Raw genomic sequence first — 18021 nt, forward strand, 5'->3', positions numbered from 1 at the left:
ATGGGGGAGAGCATAAGAGTAAGGAATATAGCCGTGTCTAAAGAAAAGTTCCAACGTACAAAACCGCACGTTAACGTCGGCACCATCGGTCACGTCGACCATGGTAAAACCACCCTGACCGCCGCCATCACCACCGTGCTGGCCAAAGCTTACGGCGGCAGCGCCCGTGCCTTCGATCAGATCGACAACGCACCGGAAGAAAAAGCCCGTGGTATCACCATCAACACGTCCCACGTTGAATACGATACCCCGGCCCGCCACTACGCGCACGTAGACTGCCCGGGACACGCCGACTATGTGAAAAACATGATCACCGGCGCCGCCCAGATGGATGGCGCAATCCTGGTGGTTGCCGCAACCGACGGCCCGATGCCGCAGACCCGCGAACACATCCTGCTGGCTCGCCAGGTAGGCGTTCCTTACATCATCGTCTTCATGAACAAATGCGACATGGTCGATGACGAAGAACTGCTGGAACTGGTTGAAATGGAAGTGCGCGAACTGCTGTCCCAGTACGACTTCCCAGGCGACGACACCCCGGTAATCCGTGGTTCCGCGCTGAAAGCACTGGAAGGCGACGAAGCCTGGACCTCTAAAATCATCGAACTGGCCGAAGCCCTGGATACCTACATCCCGGAACCGGTACGTGCGATTGACAAGCCGTTCCTGCTGCCTATCGAAGACGTATTCTCCATCTCCGGCCGCGGCACCGTGGTAACCGGTCGTGTGGAACGCGGCATCGTTAAAGTGGGCGAAGAAGTTGAAATCGTCGGCATCAAAGCCACCATCAAGACCACTTGTACCGGCGTTGAAATGTTCCGTAAACTGCTGGACGAAGGCCGTGCCGGTGAAAACGTCGGCGTCCTGCTGCGCGGCACCAAGCGTGACGACGTGGAACGCGGCCAGGTACTGGCTAAACCGGGTTCAATCCACCCGCATACCCAGTTCGAATCCGAAGTCTACATCCTGTCCAAGGATGAAGGCGGCCGTCATACGCCGTTCTTCAAAGGCTACCGTCCTCAGTTCTACTTCCGTACCACTGACGTGACCGGTACCATCGAACTGCCGGAAGGCGTGGAAATGGTTATGCCTGGCGACAACATCAAAATGGTTGTTAACCTGATTGCCCCGATCGCCATGGACGACGGCCTGCGTTTCGCTATTCGCGAAGGCGGCCGTACCGTTGGCGCCGGCGTGGTTGCCAAGGTTATCGCGTAAGACATTTCCGTTTTATGCAAAAAAGGGCGCCTTGGCGCCCTTTTTTTATTTGCTGCAAAAAGAAGCGGTTATTTACCGGCGACGGATATTTACAAAACAAAAATAGTTCTGCTATTGAAATGACACTCGTTCTCATTTAAATTATGCCTAATTTGATTTTAATGAGTATGAAAAATGTACGTTTGTTTGTGTAATGCGGTAAGCGATACTGCCATACGCAAGGCGGTAAGAAACTACCAACCGAAGACGTTTCAAGAACTTAAAAGTGTCGTGCCGGTGGCGAATAAATGCGGTAAATGCGCATGCAAGGCCCGGTTGGTTATGGAAGACGAATTACAGCAGTTAGTGCCGTTTGAAAAAATTGCATAATTAGTAGGGTTATTACCTTGATTTACTCTGACGCGGTTATATTCTGTACATTACCGCAACGGAGGAGTGAATTATGAAAGGCGATGACCAAATTATCACCCATCTCAATACCCTGCTTGGCAACGAGCTGGTAGCCATCAATCAGTACTTCCTGCACGCCCGTATGTTTAAGAACTGGGGGCTGATGCGTCTGAACGACATTGAATACCACGAATCCATCGATGAAATGAAGCACGCCGATCGTTATATCGAGCGTATTCTTTTCCTGGAGGGACTGCCTAACCTGCAGGATCTGGGCACGCTTAACATCGGGCAAAATGTCGAGGAAATGCTGCGTTCGGATTTGAACCTGGAACTGCAGGGCGCGCAGGATCTGCGCGAAGGCATCTCTTATGCCGACAGCGTCCGGGATTATGTCACCCGCGATCTGCTGATCGAGATATTGGCGGACGAAGAGCACCATATCGATTTCCTGGAAACCGAACTGGATTTAATCAAACTGGTCGGCCTGCAGAACTATCTCCAGTCCCAGTTAAAAGATGCGGCGCAATAGGCGTCAGGCTGTTCCCCGCTAAATAATGATAAAGCAACGCCTGCGCATGATGCGACGGTTATGACCGATACGCATCGGCTCCTGGCTGCCGCGTTTCCGGCGTAACCTGGCCGCATTGTCATGTGCGGCCGGGCAGTGGCGCTAAGGGCCGAGGTATATCCACCAGCCTGCCAGCGCCAGGCAGGGACCAAAGGGAATGTCTTTATCCGCCGTCCGGCGCCGCAGCCACCACGCTATCCCGGTCAGCGCCGCGCTCGCGCATAACAGCGGCAACGCTTGCCATCCCAGCCAGGCCCCCAGCCCGCTCAGCAGCTTGATATCGCCGCCGCCCAGCCCCGCGTAGCCTCTCACCCGGTAAAACACCCCGTTCAGCAGCCACAGGCCGCCGCCGCCGCACAGCGCGCCCAGCAGGCCGACATAGAGCGATTGCGGTTCGCCAAGCGGGCTGAGCAGTCCGCACAGCAGGAAGGGCAGGGTAAGCCGGTCGGGCAGCAGCAGGGTATGATAGTCAATCCAGCTCAGCGTTAATAAAAACCAGCTGAACACCAGGCCGCTCACCAGGCGTTCCGCCGGCAGGGCGGCGAACGCCGCCAGGAACGCCAGCGCGCAGCTTGCCTCGCAGCGCCGTTTCCACATCTGGCGGGACAGCATTGTCCACGCGGCGCGGCGGGCCCCAGGCGCCGCGGAAGCCCGCTGGCCGGAGATCGCCGTAAGCCGGCCATATGCCAACCGTCCCCCGCCGGCGCAACCGCCGCCCGGCAGTGGCCCGCGCCGCGCCGCCGTGGCGCCTGGCAGCGCGCGGGCCCACCCGAGAATGCGCCGGGCGAGATGGCCCATGATGACGCCATACAAGAGCAGGCAGAAAACCGACAATACCGTTATCACGCGCGCCTTCCTTCCCTTTTTCCGGCATCCCAGCTGGCATAAGCCTGCCTGAAATCGGTGCCGCCGCCCATTCTGCCCCTGCGGAAATGGAATGAGCGCCGGTTTCCGGCGTTTTTTACCGTATCGTCGCTTGCTTCATGAGCAAATTAACGTATAATGCGCGGGCTTGTCTCATAGACATAAGAAACAAGCCGACTCAATGAGTCCGCGCTGGCCGCGAAGGCGGTAAGCCAGCACACAACATCCCCGATATGGGGATAATACTGAATGATTACACTCCCCCATCAATCGAAATGGGTGCGAGGAGTAATTTTCTACGTTTATAAATAATTGGAGCTCTGGTCTCATGCAGAACCAAAGAATCCGTATCCGTTTGAAAGCGTTTGATCATCGTTTGATCGATCAATCAACCGCGGAAATAGTCGAGACTGCCAAACGTACCGGTGCTCAGGTACGGGGTCCGATCCCGCTGCCGACCCGCAAAGAGCGCTTTACCGTTCTGATTTCTCCGCACGTCAATAAAGATGCGCGCGATCAGTATGAGATTCGCACTCATAAGCGTCTGGTTGACATCGTTGAGCCAACCGAAAAAACCGTTGATGCTCTGATGCGTCTGGATCTGGCTGCTGGTGTTGATGTGCAGATCAGCCTGGGTTAATCAGGTCACCAAACGATTGAGAGGTTGAAACAATGAAGGGTTTAGTCGGTCGTAAAGTGGGCATGACTCGCATCTTCACTGAAGATGGCGTTTCCATCCCAGTAACCGTTATTGAAATCGAAGCCAACCGCGTAACTCAGGTTAAAGACCTGGACAACGACGGTTACCGCGCTATTCAGGTCACCACCGGCACCAAAAAAGCCAATCGTGTGACTAAGCCTGAAGCCGGTCACTTCGCTAAGGCAGGCGTTGAAGCCGGCCGTGGCCTGTGGGAATTCCGCGTCGAAGACGTTGCAGAAATCACTGCGGGTCAAAGCATCAGCGTCGAACTGTTCGCCGATGTGAAAAAAGTTGACGTTACCGGTACGTCCAAAGGTAAAGGATTTGCAGGCACTGTAAAGCGCTGGAACTTCCGTACCCAGGATGCTACCCATGGTAACTCCTTGTCCCACCGTGGTCATGGTTCAATCGGTCAGAACCAGACTCCGGGTAAGGTATTCAAGGGCAAGAAAATGGCAGGCCAGATGGGTAACGAGCGTGTAACCGTTCTAAGCCTGGACGTAGTACGTGTTGACGTTGAGCGCAACCTGCTGCTGGTCAAAGGCGCTGTCCCGGGAGCAACCGGCGGCGACCTGATCGTTAAACCGGCTGTCAAGGCGTAACGTCGAGGAGATAGGAATGGAATTGGTATTGAAAGACGCGCAAAGCGCGCTGACTGTTTCCGAAACTACCTTCGGGCGTGACTTCAACGAAGCGCTGGTACACCAGGTTGTTGTTGCTTATGCAGCAGGTGCCCGTCAAGGTACTCGCGCTCAGAAGACCCGTGCTGAAGTTACTGGTTCCGGTAAGAAACCATGGCGTCAGAAGGGTACCGGTCGCGCGCGTTCAGGTACGGTGAAGAGCCCAATCTGGCGTTCAGGTGGCGTAACATTTGCCGCCAAGCCGCAGGATCACAGCCAGAAGGTAAATAAGAAGATGTACCGTGGGGCGCTGAAAAGCATCCTGTCCGAGCTGGTACGTCAAGAACGTCTGATCGTCGTTGAGTCTTTTTCTGTCGAAGCGCCTAAAACCAAGCTGCTGGTACAGAAACTGAAAGACATGTCGCTTGCAGATGTGCTGATCATTACGAGCGAACTGGATGAAAACCTGTTCCTGGCCGCGCGCAACCTCTACAAAGTAGACGTTCGCGATGTCGCAGGTATTGACCCGGTTAGCCTGATCGCCTTCGACAAAGTCGTCATGACGGCTGACGCTGTGAAGCAAGTTGAGGAGATGCTGGCATGATTCGTGAAGAACGTTTGCTGAAAGTTTTGCGCGCGCCGCACGTTTCTGAAAAAGCGTCTGCAGCGATGGAAAAGCATAACACCATCGTACTCAAAGTAGCTAAAGACGCGACCAAAGCAGAAATTAAAGCCGCTGTGCATAAACTGTTTGAAGTCGAAGTCAATGACGTTCGCACCCTGATCGTTAAAGGGAAAACGAAGCGTCATGGACAGCGTATCGGTCGTCGTAGCGACTGGAAAAAAGCTTACGTCACCCTGAAGGAAGGCCAGAACATGGACTTCATCGGCGGCGCAGAGTAAGTCGGAGGAGAAGAACAATGGCAATTGTTAAATGTAAACCGACATCTCCGGGTCGTCGCCACGTAGTTAAAGTGGTCAACCCTGAGCTGCACAAGGGCAAGCCTTATGGCCCGTTGCTGGAAAAACTCACTAAATCCGGTGGACGTAACAACAATGGCCGTATCACTACGCGCCATATCGGTGGTGGTCATAAACAACAATACCGTGTTGTCGATTTTAAACGCGACAAAGACGGTATCCCGGCAATCGTAGAGCGCCTGGAATATGATCCGAACCGTTCTGCCAACATCGCTTTAGTGCTGTACAAAGACGGCGAACGTCGTTACGTACTGGCGCCGAAAGGCCTGAAAGCAGGTGACCAGATTCAGTCTGGCGTCGACGCCGCCATCAAGGCCGGCAACACCCTGCCGATGCGCAATATTCCGGTTGGTTCCACCGTGCATAACGTGGAAATGAAACCGGGTAAAGGCGGTCAGCTGGCGCGTTCCGCCGGTGCTTACGTTCAGATTGTTGCCCGTGACGGCGCTTATGTCACTCTGCGTCTTCGCTCCGGCGAAATGCGTAAAGTGCAGTCTGAATGCCGCGCAACCATGGGTGAAGTCGGTAACGCCGAACACATGCTGCGTGTACTGGGCAAAGCCGGTGCAAGCCGCTGGCGTGGTATTCGTCCGACCGTCCGCGGTACGGCGATGAACCCGGTGGATCACCCGCATGGTGGTGGTGAAGGTCGTAACTTTGGTAAGCACCCGGTCAGTCCGTGGGGCCTGCAGACCAAAGGTAAGAAGACCCGTAGTAATAAGCGTACCGATAAGTTCATCGTACGTCGCCGTAGTAAAAAATAATTAGAGGATAAACCATGCCACGTTCTCTCAAGAAAGGTCCATTCATAGACCTGCACTTGCTGAAGAAGGTAGAGAAAGCGGTGGAAAGCGGTGACAAGAAGCCTATACGCACTTGGTCCCGTCGTTCAACGATCTTTCCAACAATGATCGGTTTGACCATCGCTGTCCATAATGGTCGTCAGCACGTACCGGTATTTGTTTCCGACGAAATGGTCGGTCACAAACTGGGTGAATTCGCGCCGACGCGTACTTATCGCGGCCATGCGGCCGACCGTAAGGCTAAAAAACGCTAAGGTAGGAGGAAGAGATGGAAACTATCGCTCAACATCGCCACGCTCGTTCTTCTGCTCAAAAGGTACGCCTGGTGGCTGACCTTATCCGCGGTAAGAAAGTGTCGCAAGCTCTGGAAGTTTTGACCTACACCAACAAGAAAGCTGCTGGTCTGGTTAAAAAAGTACTGGAGTCTGCCATTGCTAACGCTGAACACAACGATGGCGCAGATATCGATGATCTGAAAGTCGCGAAAATATTCGTCGACGCCGGCCCAAGCATGAAGCGCATTATGCCTCGTGCAAAAGGTCGGGCGGATCGCATCTTGAAGCGCACCAGCCACATCACTGTGGTTGTGTCCGATCGCTGAGACTCTGGAGACTAGCAATGGGTCAGAAAGTACATCCTAATGGTATTCGCCTGGGTATTGTCAAACCTTGGAACTCTACCTGGTACGCGAATACCAAAGAATTCGCTGACAACCTGGACAGCGACTTTAAAGTTCGTCAATTCCTGATCAAGGAACTGGCGAAGGCTTCCGTTTCTCGCATCGTTATCGAGCGTCCGGCCAAGAGCATCCGTGTGACTATTCACACCGCTCGTCCGGGCATCGTTATCGGCAAGAAAGGTGAAGACGTTGAAAAACTGCGTAAGGTCGTTGCGGATATCGCCGGCGTGCCTGCGCAGATCAATATTGCCGAAATCCGTAAACCGGAACTGGACGCGAAGCTGGTCGCTGACAGCATATCTTCACAGCTGGAACGTCGTGTTATGTTCCGTCGTGCTATGAAGCGTGCTGTACAGAACGCCATGCGTCTGGGCGCTAAGGGTATTAAAGTTGAAGTCAGTGGTCGTCTTGGCGGCGCTGAAATCGCACGTACCGAATGGTACCGCGAAGGTCGCGTTCCGCTGCATACGCTGCGTGCGGATATCGACTACAACACCTCCGAAGCGCGCACCACTTATGGTGTCATCGGCGTAAAAGTGTGGATCTTCAAAGGTGAGATTCTGGGTGGTATGGCTGCCGTTGAACAACCGGAAAAACCGGCTGCTCAACCTAAAAAGCAGCAGCGCAAAGGCCGCAAGTAAGGAGAGTCGCTGATGTTACAACCAAAGCGTACAAAATTCCGTAAAATGCATAAGGGCCGCAACCGCGGTCTGGCTGCGGGCACGGATATTAGCTTCGGTACTTTCGGTCTGAAAGCTGTTGGCCGTGGTCGTCTGACTGCTCGTCAAATCGAAGCTGCGCGTCGTGCAATGACGCGTGCAGTTAAGCGTCAAGGTAAGATCTGGATCCGTGTATTCCCGGACAAACCGATCACCGAGAAGCCGCTTGAAGTGCGTATGGGTAAAGGTAAGGGCAACGTGGAATATTGGGTTGCCTTGATTCAACCGGGCAAAGTCCTGTATGAAATGGACGGCGTTCCGGAAGAAGTTGCCCGCGAAGCCTTCAAGCTGGCAGCAGCGAAACTGCCGATTAAAACCACCTTTGTAACTAAGACGGTGATGTAATGAAAGCAAAAGAGCTGCGTGAAAAAAGCGTTGAAGAGCTGAACACCGAGCTGTTGAACCTGTTGCGCGAGCAGTTTAACCTGCGCATGCAGGCGGCCAGTGGCCAGCTGCAACAGACACACCTGTTGTTGCAAGTGCGTCGCAATGTTGCACGCGTTAAAACGTTATTGACTGAGAAGGCGGGTGCGCAATGAGTGACAATATCCGTACTCTGCAAGGTCGCGTGATCAGCGACAAAATGGAGAAATCCATTGTCGTTGCCATCGAACGTTTTGTGAAACACCCGATTTACGGCAAATTCATCAAGCGTACGACCAAGCTGCACGTACACGACGAGAGCAATGAAAGTGGTATCGGTGACGTCGTGGAAATCCGCGAATGCCGTCCGATCTCCAAGACTAAGTCCTGGACACTTGTTCGCGTTGTAGAGAAAGCGATTCTGTAATACAGTAAGCGCGCTCCAAACAAGATAAACGGCTCAAAGCACGAGCCGTTTATTTTTTCTACCCATATCCTGAGTGCGGTGTTATAATGCTGCGCCCTGTATTATGGGGTTTTTCTTAACGACCTAATATGGGTCCTAAAGTTGTAGTTGACATTAGCGGAGCACTAACATGATCCAAGAACAGACTATGCTGAACGTGGCCGACAACTCCGGCGCGCGTCGCGTAATGTGTATCAAGGTTCTAGGTGGCTCGCACCGTCGCTACGCAGGCGTCGGCGATATCATCAAGATCACCATCAAGGAAGCAATTCCGCGTGGCAAGGTCAAAAAAGGTGATGTCCTGAAGGCGGTAGTGGTGCGCACCAAGAAGGGTGTCCGTCGCCCTGACGGTTCTGTCGTTCGCTTCGATGGTAATGCTTGTGTTTTGTTGAATAACAATAGTGAGCAACCCATCGGTACGCGTATTTTTGGGCCGGTGACTCGTGAACTGCGTACCGAAAAGTTCATGAAAATCATTTCTCTGGCACCAGAAGTACTTTAAGGAGCGAATCATGGCAGCGAAAATCCGTCGTGATGACGAAGTTATCGTGCTAACCGGCAAAGATAAAGGTAAGCGCGGTAAAGTAAAGAATGTCCTGTCTACGGGCAAGGCCATTGTTGAAGGTATCAATCTGGTTAAGAAACACCAAAAACCAGTTCCGGCTACGAACCAGCCGGGCGGCATCGTTGAACAGGAAGCGGCAATTCAGCTTTCCAACCTTGCTATCTTCAACGGTGCCTCCAACAAGGCGGACCGTGTAGGCTTTAAGATTGAAGACGGAAAAAAAGTCCGTATCTTCAAATCTAACGGCGAAACAATCAAGTAACTTGGAGTAGTACGATGGCGAAACTGCATGATTACTACAAAGACGAACTAGTCGAAAAGTTAATGAAAGAATTCGGCTATCATTCTGTCATGCAAGTCCCTCGGGTCGAGAAGATCACCCTGAACATGGGTGTTGGTGAAGCGATTGCTGATAAAAAACTGCTGGATAATGCTGCGAACGATTTAGCGGCAATTTCCGGTCAAAAACCGCTTATCACCAAGGCACGCAGATCCGTTGCGGGCTTCAAAATCCGTCAGGGCTATCCGATCGGCTGTAAAGTAACCCTGCGTGGTGAACGCATGTGGGAGTTCTTTGAGCGACTGATATCCATTGCTGTACCGCGTATTCGTGACTTCCGTGGCTTGTCCACCAAGTCGTTCGATGGTCGTGGTAACTACAGCATGGGCGTACGTGAGCAGATCATCTTCCCGGAAATCGATTATGACAAAGTCGATCGCGTTCGTGGCTTGGATATTACCATCACCACTACTGCGAAATCCGATGATGAAGGTCGTGCACTGTTGGCCGCCTTTAACTTCCCATTCCGCAAGTAAGGCAGGGTACTAATGGCTAAACAATCCATGAAAGCACGCGAAGTCAAACGCGTGAAATTAGCTGAGAAATTCTTCGCAAAGCGCGCTGAACTTAAAACCATCATCTCAAGCGTAGGTTCTTCTGATGAAGAACGTTGGGATGCGGTTCTCAAGCTGCAGACTCTGCCGCGTGATTCCAGCCCGTCTCGTCAGCGTAACCGCTGCCGCCAAACTGGTCGTCCGCATGCTTTCCTGCGGAAATTCGGGTTGAGCCGTATCAAAGTCCGTGAAACTGCCATGCGCGGTGAAATCCCGGGTCTGAGAAAGGCTAGCTGGTAATTGTCACCAATTGAATCACGGGAGTAAAGACAGATGAGCATGCAAGATCCGATCGCGGATATGCTGACCCGTATCCGTAACGGTCAAACCGCGAACAAAACAGCGGTCTCCATGCCTTCCTCCAAGCTTAAAGTGGCCATCGCCAATTTGCTGAAAGAAGAAGGCTTTATTGAAGAATTCAAAATCGAAGGCGACACCAAGCCTACGCTGGAAATCGTACTGAAGTACTTCCAGGGTAAGCCGGTTGTGGAAACCATCCAGCGTATCAGCCGTCCTGGTCTGCGTATCTATAAGAAAAAAGATGCGTTGCCGAAAGTTATGGCCGGTTTAGGTATTGCTGTTGTTTCTACCTCTAAAGGTGTCATGACTGATCGTGCGGCTCGCCAGGCTGGTCTTGGTGGCGAGATTATCTGCTACGTAGCTTAATCGGGAGGAAAACATGTCTCGTGTTGCAAAAGCACATGTCGTAGTTCCTGCCGGCGTAGAGATAAAACTCAACGGTCAGGAAATTTCGATCAAAGGTAAAAACGGCGAGCTGAGTCGTACTATCCACGACGCTGTTCATGTTAACTATGCGGACAACAACCTGACGTTTGTGCCTCGTGAAGGCGAAGCGAATGGCTGGGCCCTGGCGGGTACGACCCGTGCACTGTTGCATGCAATGATTGTCGGTGTTACTGAAGGCTTCACCAAGAAGCTGCAGCTGGTAGGCGTAGGTTATCGTGCCGCGGTAAAAGGCAATGTGGTGAATTTGGCCCTTGGCTATTCACACCCCATCGACCATGTTTTACCGGCAGGCATCACCGCTGAATGCCCGACCCAGACTGAAATCGTGCTGAAAGGCGCTGATAAGCAGGCTGTTGGGCAGATTGCGGCTGATTTGCGAGCCTATCGTCGTCCTGAGCCTTACAAAGGCAAGGGTGTCCGTTACGCCGACGAAGTCGTGCGTACCAAAGAGGCTAAGAAAAAGTAAGGTAACACTATGGATAAGAAAGCAGCTCGTATCCGTCGTGCGACCCGCGCACGCCGCAAGCTCCAAGAACTGGGCGCAACCCGCCTGGTTATACATCGTACCCCGCGCCATATTTATGCGCAGGTCATTGCCCCGAATGGTTCTGAAGTTCTGGTAGCCGCTTCTACAGTAGAAAAAGCTATCGCGGAGCAATTAAAGGGTACCGGTAATAAAGATGCCGCGACTGCTGTAGGTAAAACTATTGCAGAACGCGCTCTGGAAAAAGGCATCAAGATTGTCGCTTTTGACCGTTCCGGATTCCAATATCATGGTCGAGTCCAGGCACTGGCAGATGCTGCCCGTGAAGCTGGCCTTCAGTTCTAAGGTAGAGGTGTAAGATGGCACACACTGAGAAACAAGCTGGCGAACTGCAGGAAAAGCTTATCGCGGTAAATCGCGTTTCCAAGACCGTTAAAGGTGGCCGTATTTTTAGTTTTACCGCACTGACTGTTGTTGGTGATGGTAACGGCCGCGTAGGTTTTGGCTACGGCAAAGCACGCGAAGTTCCGGCAGCGATCCAGAAGGCGATGGAAAAAGCCCGTCGCAATATGATGAATGTCGCGCTGAACAGCGGCACCCTGCAGCATCCTGTTAAAGGTGCTCATACGGGTTCCCGTGTGTTCATGATGCCGGCTTCCCAAGGTACCGGTATTATCGCCGGTGGTGCAATGCGCGCCGTCCTGGAAGTCGCAGGGGTCCACAACGTATTAGCAAAGACCTATGGTTCCACCAACCCGATTAACGTGGTTCGTGCAACTATCGATGCCCTTGCTAACATGAAGTCCCCCGAAATGGTCGCTGCCAAGCGTGGTAAATCCGTTGAAGAAATTCTGGGGTAATTGACCATGGCACAGATGATTAAAATAACTCAGACGCGCAGTTCCATCGGTCGTCTGCCGAGACACAAGGCAACTTTGGTTGGCTTGGGCCTGCGTCGCATTGGTCACACCGTAGAGCGCGAGGATACTCCTGCTGTACGCGGTATGGTCAATTTGGTTTCCTACATGGTCAAAGTTGAGGAGTAAGAGATGCGCTTAAATACTCTGTCTCCGGCTGAGGGCTCCAAGCACGCTCCTCGGCGTGTAGGTCGCGGTATCGGTTCCGGTCTCGGTAAAACCGCAGGTCGTGGTCACAAAGGTCAGAAGTCTCGTTCTGGCGGTGGCGTACGTCGTGGGTTTGAAGGTGGCCAGATGCCTTTATACCGTCGTCTGCCCAAATTCGGCTTCACCTCGCGCAAGGCTATGGTCACGGCGGAAGTTCGCCTGTCCGAGCTGGCGCAGGTGGAAGGCGAGGTTATCGATCTCAACACGCTTAAAGCCGCTAACATTGTTGGCACCCAGATTGAATTCGCGAAAGTCATGCTTTCCGGCGAAATCAATCGCGCAGTAACCCTGCGCGGTCTGCGTGTCACCAAAGGCGCTCGTGCTGCAATCGAAGCTGCTGGCGGTACAATTGAGGAATAAGTAGCAGATGGCCAAACAACCAGGATTAGACTTTCAAAGTGCTAAAGGCGGATTAGGCGAGCTGAAACGCAGACTTTTGTTTGTTGTTGGTGCCTTGATTGTCTTCCGTATCGGCTCTTTTATTCCGATTCCTGGTATCGATGCCACTGTGCTTGCGAAATTGCTCGAACAGCAGAGAGGCACCATCATTGAAATGTTCAACATGTTCTCTGGTGGTGCGCTCAGCCGTGCTTCGATCTTCGCCTTGGGGATCATGCCGTATATTTCGGCATCGATCATTATCCAGCTGCTGACGGTTGTTCACCCGGCGCTGGCGGAGATCAAGAAAGAGGGTGAGGCTGGCCGTCGCAAGATTAGCCAGTACACCCGCTACGGCACGTTGGTATTAGGTATATTCCAGTCGATCGGTATTGCTACCGGTTTGCCGAATATGCCGGGGATGCAGGGCCTGGTGTATAATCCGGGCTTTGCGTTTTACTTTACCGCGGTGGTGAGCCTGGTCACGGGGACAATGTTCCTGATGTGGTTAGGTGAACAGATTACTGAACGAGGTATCGGCAACGGTATTTCAATCATTATCTTCGCGGGTATCGTAGCGGGCTTACCGCCGGCTATCGCCCATACCATTGAGCAAGCTCGTCAAGGCGACCTGCACTTCCTCCTGTTGCTATTGGTTGTAGTACTCGTATTTGCAGTGACGTTTTTTGTTGTTTTCGTCGAGCGTGGCCAACGGCGTATTGTCGTTAACTATGCCAAGCGTCAGCAAGGGCGTCGTGTTTATGCGGCACAGAGCACACATTTGCCGTTGAAGGTGAACATGGCCGGCGTTATACCGGCAATTTTCGCCTCCAGCATCATTCTGTTTCCGGCCACGATTGCATCATGGTTCGGCGGCGGTACCGGTTGGGGATGGCTGACAGCGATTTCACTGTATTTACAGCCTGGACAACCGCTTTATGTGTTACTCTATGCGTCTGCAATCATATTCTTCTGTTTCTTTTACACGGCATTGGTGTTTAACCCGCGCGAAACAGCAGATAACCTGAAGAAGTCCGGTGCATTTGTACCAGGCATTCGTCCGGGAGAGCAAACGGCTAAATATATTGATAAAGTAATGACCCGTCTGACCCTGGTCGGTGCGATGTACATTACGTTTATCTGCCTTATCCCGGAGTTCATGCGTGACGCAATGAAAGTTCCCTTCTATTTTGGGGGCACATCTTTATTGATTGTCGTTGTGGTGATCATGGACTTTATGGCTCAAGTGCAGACTCTGATGATGTCTAGTCAATATGAGTCCGCATTGAAGAAAGCAAACCTGAAAGGCTATAACCGCTAATCCGGCCAGCTTGAGAAGTTACGGAGAGTAAAAATGAAAGTTCGTGCTTCCGTCAAGAAGTTATGTCGTAACTGCAAAATCGTTCGTCGCCATGGCGTCGTTCGCGTAATTTGCAGCGAGCCTAAGCATAAACAACGCCAAGGCTGATAAATTCGGCATTTTTTTCTTGCAAAGTTGGGTTGAGCTGGCTAGATTAGCCAGCCAATCTTTTGTAGGTCAACGCAACATTGTTTGAGTATCCTGAAAACGGGCTTTTCAGAATGGTGTTGCCGTTTAAATTTTTAGGAGTGCATAGTGGCCCGTATAGCAGGCATTAACATTCCTGATCAAAAACATACCGTGATCGCGTTAACTTCAATCTACGGTATCGGTAAGACCCGTTCACAAAAAATTTGTGAAACCGCGGGTATTGCTGAACATGTTAAGATCAGTGAGCTGTCTGAAGAGCAGATCGACACGCTGCGTGACGCAGTTGCTAAATTTGTGGTCGAAGGTGATCTGCGCCGTGAAGTAACCCTGAGTATCAAGCGTCTTATGGACCTTGGTACCTATCGTGGTTTGCGTCATCGTCGTGGTCTTCCGGTTCGCGGTCAGCGTACCAAGACCAATGCCCGTACCCGTAAGGGTCCGCGCAAACCGATCAAGAAATAATCGGGGTGAGTAAATAATGGCTAAGGCACCTGTTCGTGCACGTAAGCGTGTTAAAAAGCAAGTTTCAGATGGCGTGGCTCATATCCATGCGTCTTTCAACAATACCATCGTTACTATTACCGATCGTCAGGGTAATGCGTTGGGTTGGGCGACGGCCGGTGGTTCCGGTTTCCGTGGTTCTCGTAAATCCACTCCTTTCGCCGCGCAGGTTGCAGCAGAACGTTGCGCTGAAGCAGTGAAAGAGTATGGCATCAAGAATCTGGAAGTTATGGTTAAAGGACCTGGTCCGGGCCGTGAGTCTACCGTTCGCGCGTTAAACGCGGCTGGTTTTCGCATCACTAATATTACTGATGTGACTCCGATCCCCCATAACGGTTGTCGTCCGCCGAAAAAGCGCCGCGTATAACGCCGCTTCTAGGTTAGTTGGAGAAAGAAAATGGCAAGATATTTGGGTCCTAAGCTCAAGCTGAGCCGTCGTGAGGGCACCGACCTATTCCTGAAGTCTGGTGTTCGTGCGATCGATTCCAAGTGTAAAATTGAACAGCCTCCTGGACAGCATGGCGCGCGTAAACCGCGTCTGTCTGACTACGGGGTGCAGTTGCGTGAAAAGCAAAAAGTCCGTCGTATCTACGGCGTTCTGGAACGTCAGTTCCGCAACTACTACAAAGAAGCAGCGCGTCTTAAAGGCAATACCGGTGAAAACCTGTTGCAGTTGCTTGAAGGTCGTCTGGACAACGTTGTTTACCGTATGGGTTTTGGCGCTACTCGCGCTGAATCACGCCAATTGGTCAGCCACAAGGCGATCATGGTAAACGGCCGTGTTGTCAACATCGCTTCTTACCAGGTTACTCCGAATGACGTTGTAAGCATCCGTGAGAAAGCGAAAAAGCAATCCCGTGTTCGTGCCTCATTGGAACTGGCTGAACAGCGTGAAAAGCCGACCTGGCTTGAAGTTGACGCTGCTAAGATGGAAGGGGTGTTCAAACGTATTCCAGAACGTACCGATCTGTCTGCGGACATTAATGAACACCTGATAGTCGAGCTTTACTCTAAGTAAGGCTTAGTACCAAAGAGAGGACACAATGCAGGGTTCTGTGACAGAGTTTCTAAAACCGCGCCTGGTAGATATCGAGCAAGTCAGTTCGACGCACGCCAAGGTGACCCTTGAACCTTTAGAGCGTGGCTTCGGCCATACCCTAGGTAACGCACTGCGCCGTATTCTGCTTTCGTCGATGCCGGGTTGCGCGGTGACCGAGGTTGAGATTGATGGTGTACTGCACGAGTACAGCACCAAAGAAGGTGTACAGGAAGACATCCTGGAGATTCTGCTCAACCTGAAAGGGCTGGCGGTGAGAGTTCAAGGTAAAGATGACGTTATCCTTACTCTGAATAAATCTGGCATTGGCCCTGTAACCGCAGCCGACATCACCCATGATGGGGATGTCGAAATCGTCAAGCCGCAGCATGTGCTGTGTCACCTGACCGATGAAAACGCATCGATTAATATGCGTATCAAAGTTCAGCGTGGTCGTGGTTACGTGCCGGCTTCTGCCCGAATTCATTCGGAAGAAGATGAGCGCCCAATTGGTCGTTTGCTGGTCGACGCATGCTATAGCCCTGTAGAGCGTATCGCCTACAATGTTGAAGCTGCACGCGTTGAACAGCGTACCGACCTGGACAAGCTGGTCATCGAAATGGAAACCAATGGCACGATCGATCCTGAAGAGGCGATCCGCCGCGCGGCAACCATCCTGGCTGAACAACTTGAAGCTTTTGTTGATTTACGTGATGTACGTCAACCAGAAGTTAAAGAAGAAAAACCAGAATTCGACCCGATCCTGCTGCGCCCAGTTGACGATCTGGAATTGACTGTCCGCTCTGCTAACTGCCTTAAGGCAGAAGCCATCCACTACATCGGTGATCTGGTACAGCGTACCGAGGTTGAGCTCCTTAAAACGCCCAACCTTGGTAAAAAATCTCTTACCGAGATTAAAGACGTGTTGGCTTCCCGTGGGTTATCTCTGGGCATGCGCCTCGAGAACTGGCCTCCGGCAAGTATTGCTGATGAATAACCCGATCACAGGGTAAGGTTTTACTGAGAAGGATAAGGTCATGCGCCATCGTAAGAGTGGTCGTCAACTGAACCGTAACAGCAGCCATCGCCAGGCTATGTTCCGTAACATGGCCGGCTCTCTGGTTCGTCACGAGATAATCAAGACGACCCTGCCAAAAGCGAAAGAGCTGCGCCGTGTTGTTGAACCGCTGATTACACTTGCCAAGACCGACAGTGTTGCAAATCGTCGTCTGGCATTCGCCCGTACTCGTGATAACGAGATCGTGGCAAAACTGTTTAACGAACTTGGCCCGCGTTTCGCGAGCCGTGCCGGTGGTTACACTCGCATTTTGAAGTGTGGTTTCCGTGCAGGTGACAATGCGCCGATGGCTTATATTGAGCTGTTAGATCGTGCTGCAGAATCCCAAGTTCCAGCGGAAGCGGTCACAGAGTAATCTGCCCCGTGTACGCGTCCAAAACCCGGCTCCGGCCGGGTTTTTTATTGCCGGTACAAAGTGCCGGCCGCCGCTGCGATGCCGGGCGTTTGTGGCGGTGCGCCGCCGGCGCTTATCATCCGCACGGCAATGCGTTATGCTCATCAATGACCTGTCTGTAGAGGGAGCGGTTGTTATGTGGTTAGTGGATGAATTGGCGGAGCGGCATATCCAGCAGGCCCAGCAAAAGGGCGAGTTTGATAACCTGCCGGGATACGGCCAGCCCCTTACGCTTGATGACGACAGCGCCGTGCCCGAAGATTTGCGGGTAGGCTACCGGCTGCTGAAAAATGCCGGTTATCTGCCGGCGGAGCTACAGGATCGCAAGGATGCGCTGCGTTTAAGCGATCTGCTGCGGGGCATAGACGCGCAGGATGCCCGTCATGAGGAAATCAGCGCGCGGCTGCGACTGCTGGAAATCAAGCTGCGGCTGGCGGGAGTCAGCACCGATTTTTTGCATCAAGGCTATCATGACCAGCTGCGGCGGCGCTTTGGCGCTGCGGCCAAAGGCTAAACCAGCCGGCAACATATTTTATTTTTCCGCTCTCGCGTTTGGTACGGTTTGCTATAATATCGCCCACAGCTTACCGGCTGGGTTTATACCGGGGGTTGGCTCTTTGCTGGTATTACTGCCGGCAAACAAATCATTTAGCGAGGATATGATGACTGAGAAATACCGCCATACCAAAGGCACTATTAACGACAATGCCATCGCGGCGCTTTTGCACGATCCGCTGTTTCGCCAGCGCCGTGAGAAAAATGTGAAGGGTAAGGGCAGCTATTGTCGTAAAGGCAAAAACGCTAAGGCCCAAAACTGGGAGGCCAGTGGTAACGTCATCAAGCGTAACGTTACCACTGGCTTTCTGGTTTGCGGCGCATTCCTTATTGAACGTTGCCAGCACCGGAAGTCTGTCTAGCCTGACCCGCTATAACTCA

34 protein-coding genes are annotated in these 18021 nt (G+C 52.4%); 33 read left to right on the forward strand and 1 reads right to left on the reverse strand.

The window, feature by feature from the left end; translation table 11 throughout:
* Window positions 1-33: 33 nt before the first annotated feature.
* The 3 genes from tuf to bfr all read left to right on the forward strand — a co-directional run bounded on the left by tuf (window position 34) and on the right by bfr (window position 2140).
* Window positions 34-1218 carry an elongation factor Tu gene (gene tuf / locus ACL2XM_RS24535; protein ID WP_410013272.1) on the forward strand — a complete coding sequence of 395 codons (1185 nt, stop codon included), beginning with the start codon at window positions 34-36 and terminating at the stop codon, window positions 1216-1218.
* Between the two features lie 174 nt (window positions 1219-1392).
* Complete coding sequence (bfd, locus tag ACL2XM_RS24540) at window positions 1393-1587, forward strand: bacterioferritin-associated ferredoxin (RefSeq protein ID WP_410013273.1); 195 nt, start codon at window positions 1393-1395, stop codon at window positions 1585-1587.
* 73 nt (window positions 1588-1660) lie between these two features.
* Window positions 1661-2140 carry a bacterioferritin gene (bfr, locus tag ACL2XM_RS24545; protein ID WP_410013274.1) on the forward strand — a complete coding sequence of 160 codons (480 nt, stop codon included), beginning with the start codon at window positions 1661-1663 and terminating at the stop codon, window positions 2138-2140.
* A gap of 141 nt (window positions 2141-2281) precedes the next feature.
* On the opposite strand, the gene ACL2XM_RS24550 is transcribed toward bfr, so the two are convergent.
* A complete protein-coding gene (locus ACL2XM_RS24550) occupies window positions 2282-3025 on the reverse strand; it encodes a prepilin peptidase (protein ID WP_413731852.1) in 744 nt (247 codons plus the stop codon).
* A gap of 346 nt (window positions 3026-3371) precedes the next feature.
* On the opposite strand from ACL2XM_RS24550, the gene rpsJ reads away from it, so the two are divergent.
* The 30 genes from rpsJ to ACL2XM_RS24700 all read left to right on the forward strand — a co-directional run bounded on the left by rpsJ (window position 3372) and on the right by ACL2XM_RS24700 (window position 18002).
* Complete coding sequence (gene rpsJ, locus ACL2XM_RS24555; RefSeq protein ID WP_001181005.1) at window positions 3372-3683, forward strand: 30S ribosomal protein S10; 312 nt, start codon at window positions 3372-3374, stop codon at window positions 3681-3683.
* A 32-nt stretch (window positions 3684-3715) separates the two neighbouring features.
* Window positions 3716-4345 (forward strand): 50S ribosomal protein L3, encoded by a 630-nt coding sequence (rplC, locus tag ACL2XM_RS24560; RefSeq protein ID WP_410013276.1) that lies wholly within the window; start codon window positions 3716-3718, stop codon window positions 4343-4345.
* 16 nt (window positions 4346-4361) lie between these two features.
* Window positions 4362-4967, forward strand: a complete 606-nt coding sequence (gene rplD, locus ACL2XM_RS24565; protein WP_410013277.1) for a 50S ribosomal protein L4 — start codon at window positions 4362-4364, stop codon at window positions 4965-4967.
* Window positions 4964-5266, forward strand: a complete 303-nt coding sequence (gene rplW, locus ACL2XM_RS24570) for a 50S ribosomal protein L23 (protein ID WP_162368692.1) — start codon at window positions 4964-4966, stop codon at window positions 5264-5266. The genes rplD and rplW overlap by 4 nt, the downstream gene beginning before the upstream one ends.
* Window positions 5267-5283: 17 nt before the next feature.
* Window positions 5284-6108, forward strand: coding sequence for a 50S ribosomal protein L2 (gene rplB / locus ACL2XM_RS24575; RefSeq protein ID WP_410013278.1), 825 nt, complete (start codon window positions 5284-5286; stop codon window positions 6106-6108).
* A gap of 14 nt (window positions 6109-6122) precedes the next feature.
* Window positions 6123-6401, forward strand: a complete 279-nt coding sequence (rpsS, locus tag ACL2XM_RS24580) for a 30S ribosomal protein S19 (RefSeq protein WP_132923660.1) — start codon at window positions 6123-6125, stop codon at window positions 6399-6401.
* 14 nt (window positions 6402-6415) lie between these two features.
* Entirely contained in the window at window positions 6416-6748 is a 333-nt protein-coding gene (gene rplV, locus ACL2XM_RS24585) for a 50S ribosomal protein L22 (RefSeq protein WP_011412083.1), read from the forward strand.
* Window positions 6749-6765: 17 nt separating this feature from the next.
* Window positions 6766-7467 (forward strand): 30S ribosomal protein S3, encoded by a 702-nt coding sequence (rpsC, locus tag ACL2XM_RS24590; protein WP_162368689.1) that lies wholly within the window; start codon window positions 6766-6768, stop codon window positions 7465-7467.
* Between the two features lie 12 nt (window positions 7468-7479).
* Window positions 7480-7890, forward strand: coding sequence for a 50S ribosomal protein L16 (gene rplP, locus ACL2XM_RS24595; protein WP_162368688.1), 411 nt, complete (start codon window positions 7480-7482; stop codon window positions 7888-7890).
* On the forward strand, window positions 7890-8084 hold the full coding sequence (rpmC, locus tag ACL2XM_RS24600; protein WP_410013279.1) for a 50S ribosomal protein L29: 195 nt from the start codon (window positions 7890-7892) through the stop codon (window positions 8082-8084). The genes rplP and rpmC overlap by 1 nt, the downstream gene beginning before the upstream one ends.
* Complete coding sequence (rpsQ, locus tag ACL2XM_RS24605; RefSeq protein WP_410013280.1) at window positions 8081-8335, forward strand: 30S ribosomal protein S17; 255 nt, start codon at window positions 8081-8083, stop codon at window positions 8333-8335. The genes rpmC and rpsQ overlap by 4 nt, the downstream gene beginning before the upstream one ends.
* 169 nt (window positions 8336-8504) lie before the next feature.
* Window positions 8505-8876 (forward strand): 50S ribosomal protein L14, encoded by a 372-nt coding sequence (gene rplN / locus ACL2XM_RS24610; RefSeq protein WP_132923655.1) that lies wholly within the window; start codon window positions 8505-8507, stop codon window positions 8874-8876.
* Between the two features lie 10 nt (window positions 8877-8886).
* A complete protein-coding gene (rplX, locus tag ACL2XM_RS24615; RefSeq protein WP_162368685.1) occupies window positions 8887-9201 on the forward strand; it encodes a 50S ribosomal protein L24 in 315 nt (104 codons plus the stop codon).
* Between the two features lie 14 nt (window positions 9202-9215).
* Window positions 9216-9755: a 50S ribosomal protein L5 gene (gene rplE, locus ACL2XM_RS24620; RefSeq protein WP_162368684.1), complete on the forward strand. Its 540-nt coding sequence runs from the start codon at window positions 9216-9218 to the stop codon at window positions 9753-9755.
* A gap of 12 nt (window positions 9756-9767) precedes the next feature.
* Window positions 9768-10073 carry a 30S ribosomal protein S14 gene (rpsN, locus tag ACL2XM_RS24625; RefSeq protein ID WP_410013281.1) on the forward strand — a complete coding sequence of 102 codons (306 nt, stop codon included), beginning with the start codon at window positions 9768-9770 and terminating at the stop codon, window positions 10071-10073.
* A 33-nt stretch (window positions 10074-10106) separates the two neighbouring features.
* Window positions 10107-10499, forward strand: a complete 393-nt coding sequence (rpsH, locus tag ACL2XM_RS24630; RefSeq protein WP_410013282.1) for a 30S ribosomal protein S8 — start codon at window positions 10107-10109, stop codon at window positions 10497-10499.
* A gap of 13 nt (window positions 10500-10512) precedes the next feature.
* Window positions 10513-11046 carry a 50S ribosomal protein L6 gene (gene rplF, locus ACL2XM_RS24635; protein ID WP_410013283.1) on the forward strand — a complete coding sequence of 178 codons (534 nt, stop codon included), beginning with the start codon at window positions 10513-10515 and terminating at the stop codon, window positions 11044-11046.
* Between the two features lie 9 nt (window positions 11047-11055).
* Window positions 11056-11409: a 50S ribosomal protein L18 gene (rplR, locus tag ACL2XM_RS24640; protein WP_162368680.1), complete on the forward strand. Its 354-nt coding sequence runs from the start codon at window positions 11056-11058 to the stop codon at window positions 11407-11409.
* A 14-nt stretch (window positions 11410-11423) separates the two neighbouring features.
* Window positions 11424-11924 carry a 30S ribosomal protein S5 gene (rpsE, locus tag ACL2XM_RS24645; protein ID WP_162368679.1) on the forward strand — a complete coding sequence of 167 codons (501 nt, stop codon included), beginning with the start codon at window positions 11424-11426 and terminating at the stop codon, window positions 11922-11924.
* A 6-nt stretch (window positions 11925-11930) separates the two neighbouring features.
* Window positions 11931-12110, forward strand: a complete 180-nt coding sequence (gene rpmD, locus ACL2XM_RS24650) for a 50S ribosomal protein L30 (RefSeq protein ID WP_162368678.1) — start codon at window positions 11931-11933, stop codon at window positions 12108-12110.
* Window positions 12111-12113: 3 nt separating this feature from the next.
* Window positions 12114-12548, forward strand: a complete 435-nt coding sequence (gene rplO / locus ACL2XM_RS24655; RefSeq protein WP_162368677.1) for a 50S ribosomal protein L15 — start codon at window positions 12114-12116, stop codon at window positions 12546-12548.
* Window positions 12549-12555: 7 nt separating this feature from the next.
* A complete protein-coding gene (gene secY / locus ACL2XM_RS24660) occupies window positions 12556-13887 on the forward strand; it encodes a preprotein translocase subunit SecY (RefSeq protein WP_162368676.1) in 1332 nt (443 codons plus the stop codon).
* A 33-nt stretch (window positions 13888-13920) separates the two neighbouring features.
* Complete coding sequence (rpmJ, locus tag ACL2XM_RS24665) at window positions 13921-14034, forward strand: 50S ribosomal protein L36 (RefSeq protein WP_132923644.1); 114 nt, start codon at window positions 13921-13923, stop codon at window positions 14032-14034.
* A gap of 147 nt (window positions 14035-14181) precedes the next feature.
* A complete protein-coding gene (gene rpsM, locus ACL2XM_RS24670; RefSeq protein WP_162368675.1) occupies window positions 14182-14538 on the forward strand; it encodes a 30S ribosomal protein S13 in 357 nt (118 codons plus the stop codon).
* Window positions 14539-14554: 16 nt separating this feature from the next.
* Window positions 14555-14944 carry a 30S ribosomal protein S11 gene (rpsK, locus tag ACL2XM_RS24675; protein WP_131867908.1) on the forward strand — a complete coding sequence of 130 codons (390 nt, stop codon included), beginning with the start codon at window positions 14555-14557 and terminating at the stop codon, window positions 14942-14944.
* 30 nt (window positions 14945-14974) lie between these two features.
* Window positions 14975-15595 (forward strand): 30S ribosomal protein S4, encoded by a 621-nt coding sequence (rpsD, locus tag ACL2XM_RS24680; protein WP_011412065.1) that lies wholly within the window; start codon window positions 14975-14977, stop codon window positions 15593-15595.
* A gap of 25 nt (window positions 15596-15620) precedes the next feature.
* Window positions 15621-16610 carry a DNA-directed RNA polymerase subunit alpha gene (locus ACL2XM_RS24685; protein ID WP_162368674.1) on the forward strand — a complete coding sequence of 330 codons (990 nt, stop codon included), beginning with the start codon at window positions 15621-15623 and terminating at the stop codon, window positions 16608-16610.
* Window positions 16611-16650: 40 nt separating this feature from the next.
* The gene (gene rplQ / locus ACL2XM_RS24690) at window positions 16651-17046 is read left to right on the forward strand and encodes a 50S ribosomal protein L17 (RefSeq protein ID WP_132923640.1); all 396 of its coding nucleotides are present in this window, start codon (window positions 16651-16653) and stop codon (window positions 17044-17046) included.
* A gap of 175 nt (window positions 17047-17221) precedes the next feature.
* A complete protein-coding gene (locus ACL2XM_RS24695) occupies window positions 17222-17599 on the forward strand; it encodes a DUF1992 domain-containing protein (RefSeq protein ID WP_410013284.1) in 378 nt (125 codons plus the stop codon).
* A gap of 148 nt (window positions 17600-17747) precedes the next feature.
* Window positions 17748-18002 (forward strand): alternative ribosome-rescue factor A, encoded by a 255-nt coding sequence (locus ACL2XM_RS24700; RefSeq protein ID WP_410016714.1) that lies wholly within the window; start codon window positions 17748-17750, stop codon window positions 18000-18002.
* Window positions 18003-18021: the final 19 nt, after the last annotated feature.

It is taken from the genome of Sodalis sp. RH20 (genome assembly GCF_047324205.1).
GTDB lineage: Bacteria > Pseudomonadota > Gammaproteobacteria > Enterobacterales > Enterobacteriaceae > Acerihabitans.

Excerpts from the sequence above, each read along its gene's own strand:
- rpmD (WP_162368678.1), top strand. The coding sequence starts at position 11,931 with ATGGCACAGATGATTAAAATAACTCAGACGCGCAGTTCCATCGGTCGT.
- rplR (WP_162368680.1), top strand. The coding sequence starts at position 11,056 with ATGGATAAGAAAGCAGCTCGTATCCGTCGTGCGACCCGCGCACGCCGC.
- rpsK (WP_131867908.1), top strand. The coding sequence starts at position 14,555 with ATGGCTAAGGCACCTGTTCGTGCACGTAAGCGTGTTAAAAAGCAAGTT.
- rpsD (WP_011412065.1), top strand. The coding sequence starts at position 14,975 with ATGGCAAGATATTTGGGTCCTAAGCTCAAGCTGAGCCGTCGTGAGGGC.
- ACL2XM_RS24685 (WP_162368674.1), top strand. The coding sequence starts at position 15,621 with ATGCAGGGTTCTGTGACAGAGTTTCTAAAACCGCGCCTGGTAGATATC.
- rpmJ (WP_132923644.1), top strand. The coding sequence starts at position 13,921 with ATGAAAGTTCGTGCTTCCGTCAAGAAGTTATGTCGTAACTGCAAAATC.
- rpsN (WP_410013281.1), top strand. The coding sequence starts at position 9,768 with ATGGCTAAACAATCCATGAAAGCACGCGAAGTCAAACGCGTGAAATTA.
- rpsC (WP_162368689.1), top strand. The coding sequence starts at position 6,766 with ATGGGTCAGAAAGTACATCCTAATGGTATTCGCCTGGGTATTGTCAAA.
- rpsS (WP_132923660.1), top strand. The coding sequence starts at position 6,123 with ATGCCACGTTCTCTCAAGAAAGGTCCATTCATAGACCTGCACTTGCTG.
- rplW (WP_162368692.1), top strand. The coding sequence starts at position 4,964 with ATGATTCGTGAAGAACGTTTGCTGAAAGTTTTGCGCGCGCCGCACGTT.
- bfr (WP_410013274.1), top strand. The coding sequence starts at position 1,661 with ATGAAAGGCGATGACCAAATTATCACCCATCTCAATACCCTGCTTGGC.
- rplO (WP_162368677.1), top strand. The coding sequence starts at position 12,114 with ATGCGCTTAAATACTCTGTCTCCGGCTGAGGGCTCCAAGCACGCTCCT.
- rplC (WP_410013276.1), top strand. The coding sequence starts at position 3,716 with ATGAAGGGTTTAGTCGGTCGTAAAGTGGGCATGACTCGCATCTTCACT.
- bfd (WP_410013273.1), top strand. The coding sequence starts at position 1,393 with ATGTACGTTTGTTTGTGTAATGCGGTAAGCGATACTGCCATACGCAAG.
- rplF (WP_410013283.1), top strand. The coding sequence starts at position 10,513 with ATGTCTCGTGTTGCAAAAGCACATGTCGTAGTTCCTGCCGGCGTAGAG.
- ACL2XM_RS24695 (WP_410013284.1), top strand. The coding sequence starts at position 17,222 with ATGTGGTTAGTGGATGAATTGGCGGAGCGGCATATCCAGCAGGCCCAG.
- rpmC (WP_410013279.1), top strand. The coding sequence starts at position 7,890 with ATGAAAGCAAAAGAGCTGCGTGAAAAAAGCGTTGAAGAGCTGAACACC.
- rpsQ (WP_410013280.1), top strand. The coding sequence starts at position 8,081 with ATGAGTGACAATATCCGTACTCTGCAAGGTCGCGTGATCAGCGACAAA.
- rplV (WP_011412083.1), top strand. The coding sequence starts at position 6,416 with ATGGAAACTATCGCTCAACATCGCCACGCTCGTTCTTCTGCTCAAAAG.
- secY (WP_162368676.1), top strand. The coding sequence starts at position 12,556 with ATGGCCAAACAACCAGGATTAGACTTTCAAAGTGCTAAAGGCGGATTA.
- rpsE (WP_162368679.1), top strand. The coding sequence starts at position 11,424 with ATGGCACACACTGAGAAACAAGCTGGCGAACTGCAGGAAAAGCTTATC.
- rplE (WP_162368684.1), top strand. The coding sequence starts at position 9,216 with ATGGCGAAACTGCATGATTACTACAAAGACGAACTAGTCGAAAAGTTA.
- rplD (WP_410013277.1), top strand. The coding sequence starts at position 4,362 with ATGGAATTGGTATTGAAAGACGCGCAAAGCGCGCTGACTGTTTCCGAA.
- ACL2XM_RS24700 (WP_410016714.1), top strand. The coding sequence starts at position 17,748 with ATGACTGAGAAATACCGCCATACCAAAGGCACTATTAACGACAATGCC.
- rplN (WP_132923655.1), top strand. The coding sequence starts at position 8,505 with ATGATCCAAGAACAGACTATGCTGAACGTGGCCGACAACTCCGGCGCG.
- rplQ (WP_132923640.1), top strand. The coding sequence starts at position 16,651 with ATGCGCCATCGTAAGAGTGGTCGTCAACTGAACCGTAACAGCAGCCAT.
- rplX (WP_162368685.1), top strand. The coding sequence starts at position 8,887 with ATGGCAGCGAAAATCCGTCGTGATGACGAAGTTATCGTGCTAACCGGC.
- rpsH (WP_410013282.1), top strand. The coding sequence starts at position 10,107 with ATGAGCATGCAAGATCCGATCGCGGATATGCTGACCCGTATCCGTAAC.
- rplP (WP_162368688.1), top strand. The coding sequence starts at position 7,480 with ATGTTACAACCAAAGCGTACAAAATTCCGTAAAATGCATAAGGGCCGC.
- rpsJ (WP_001181005.1), top strand. The coding sequence starts at position 3,372 with ATGCAGAACCAAAGAATCCGTATCCGTTTGAAAGCGTTTGATCATCGT.
- rplB (WP_410013278.1), top strand. The coding sequence starts at position 5,284 with ATGGCAATTGTTAAATGTAAACCGACATCTCCGGGTCGTCGCCACGTA.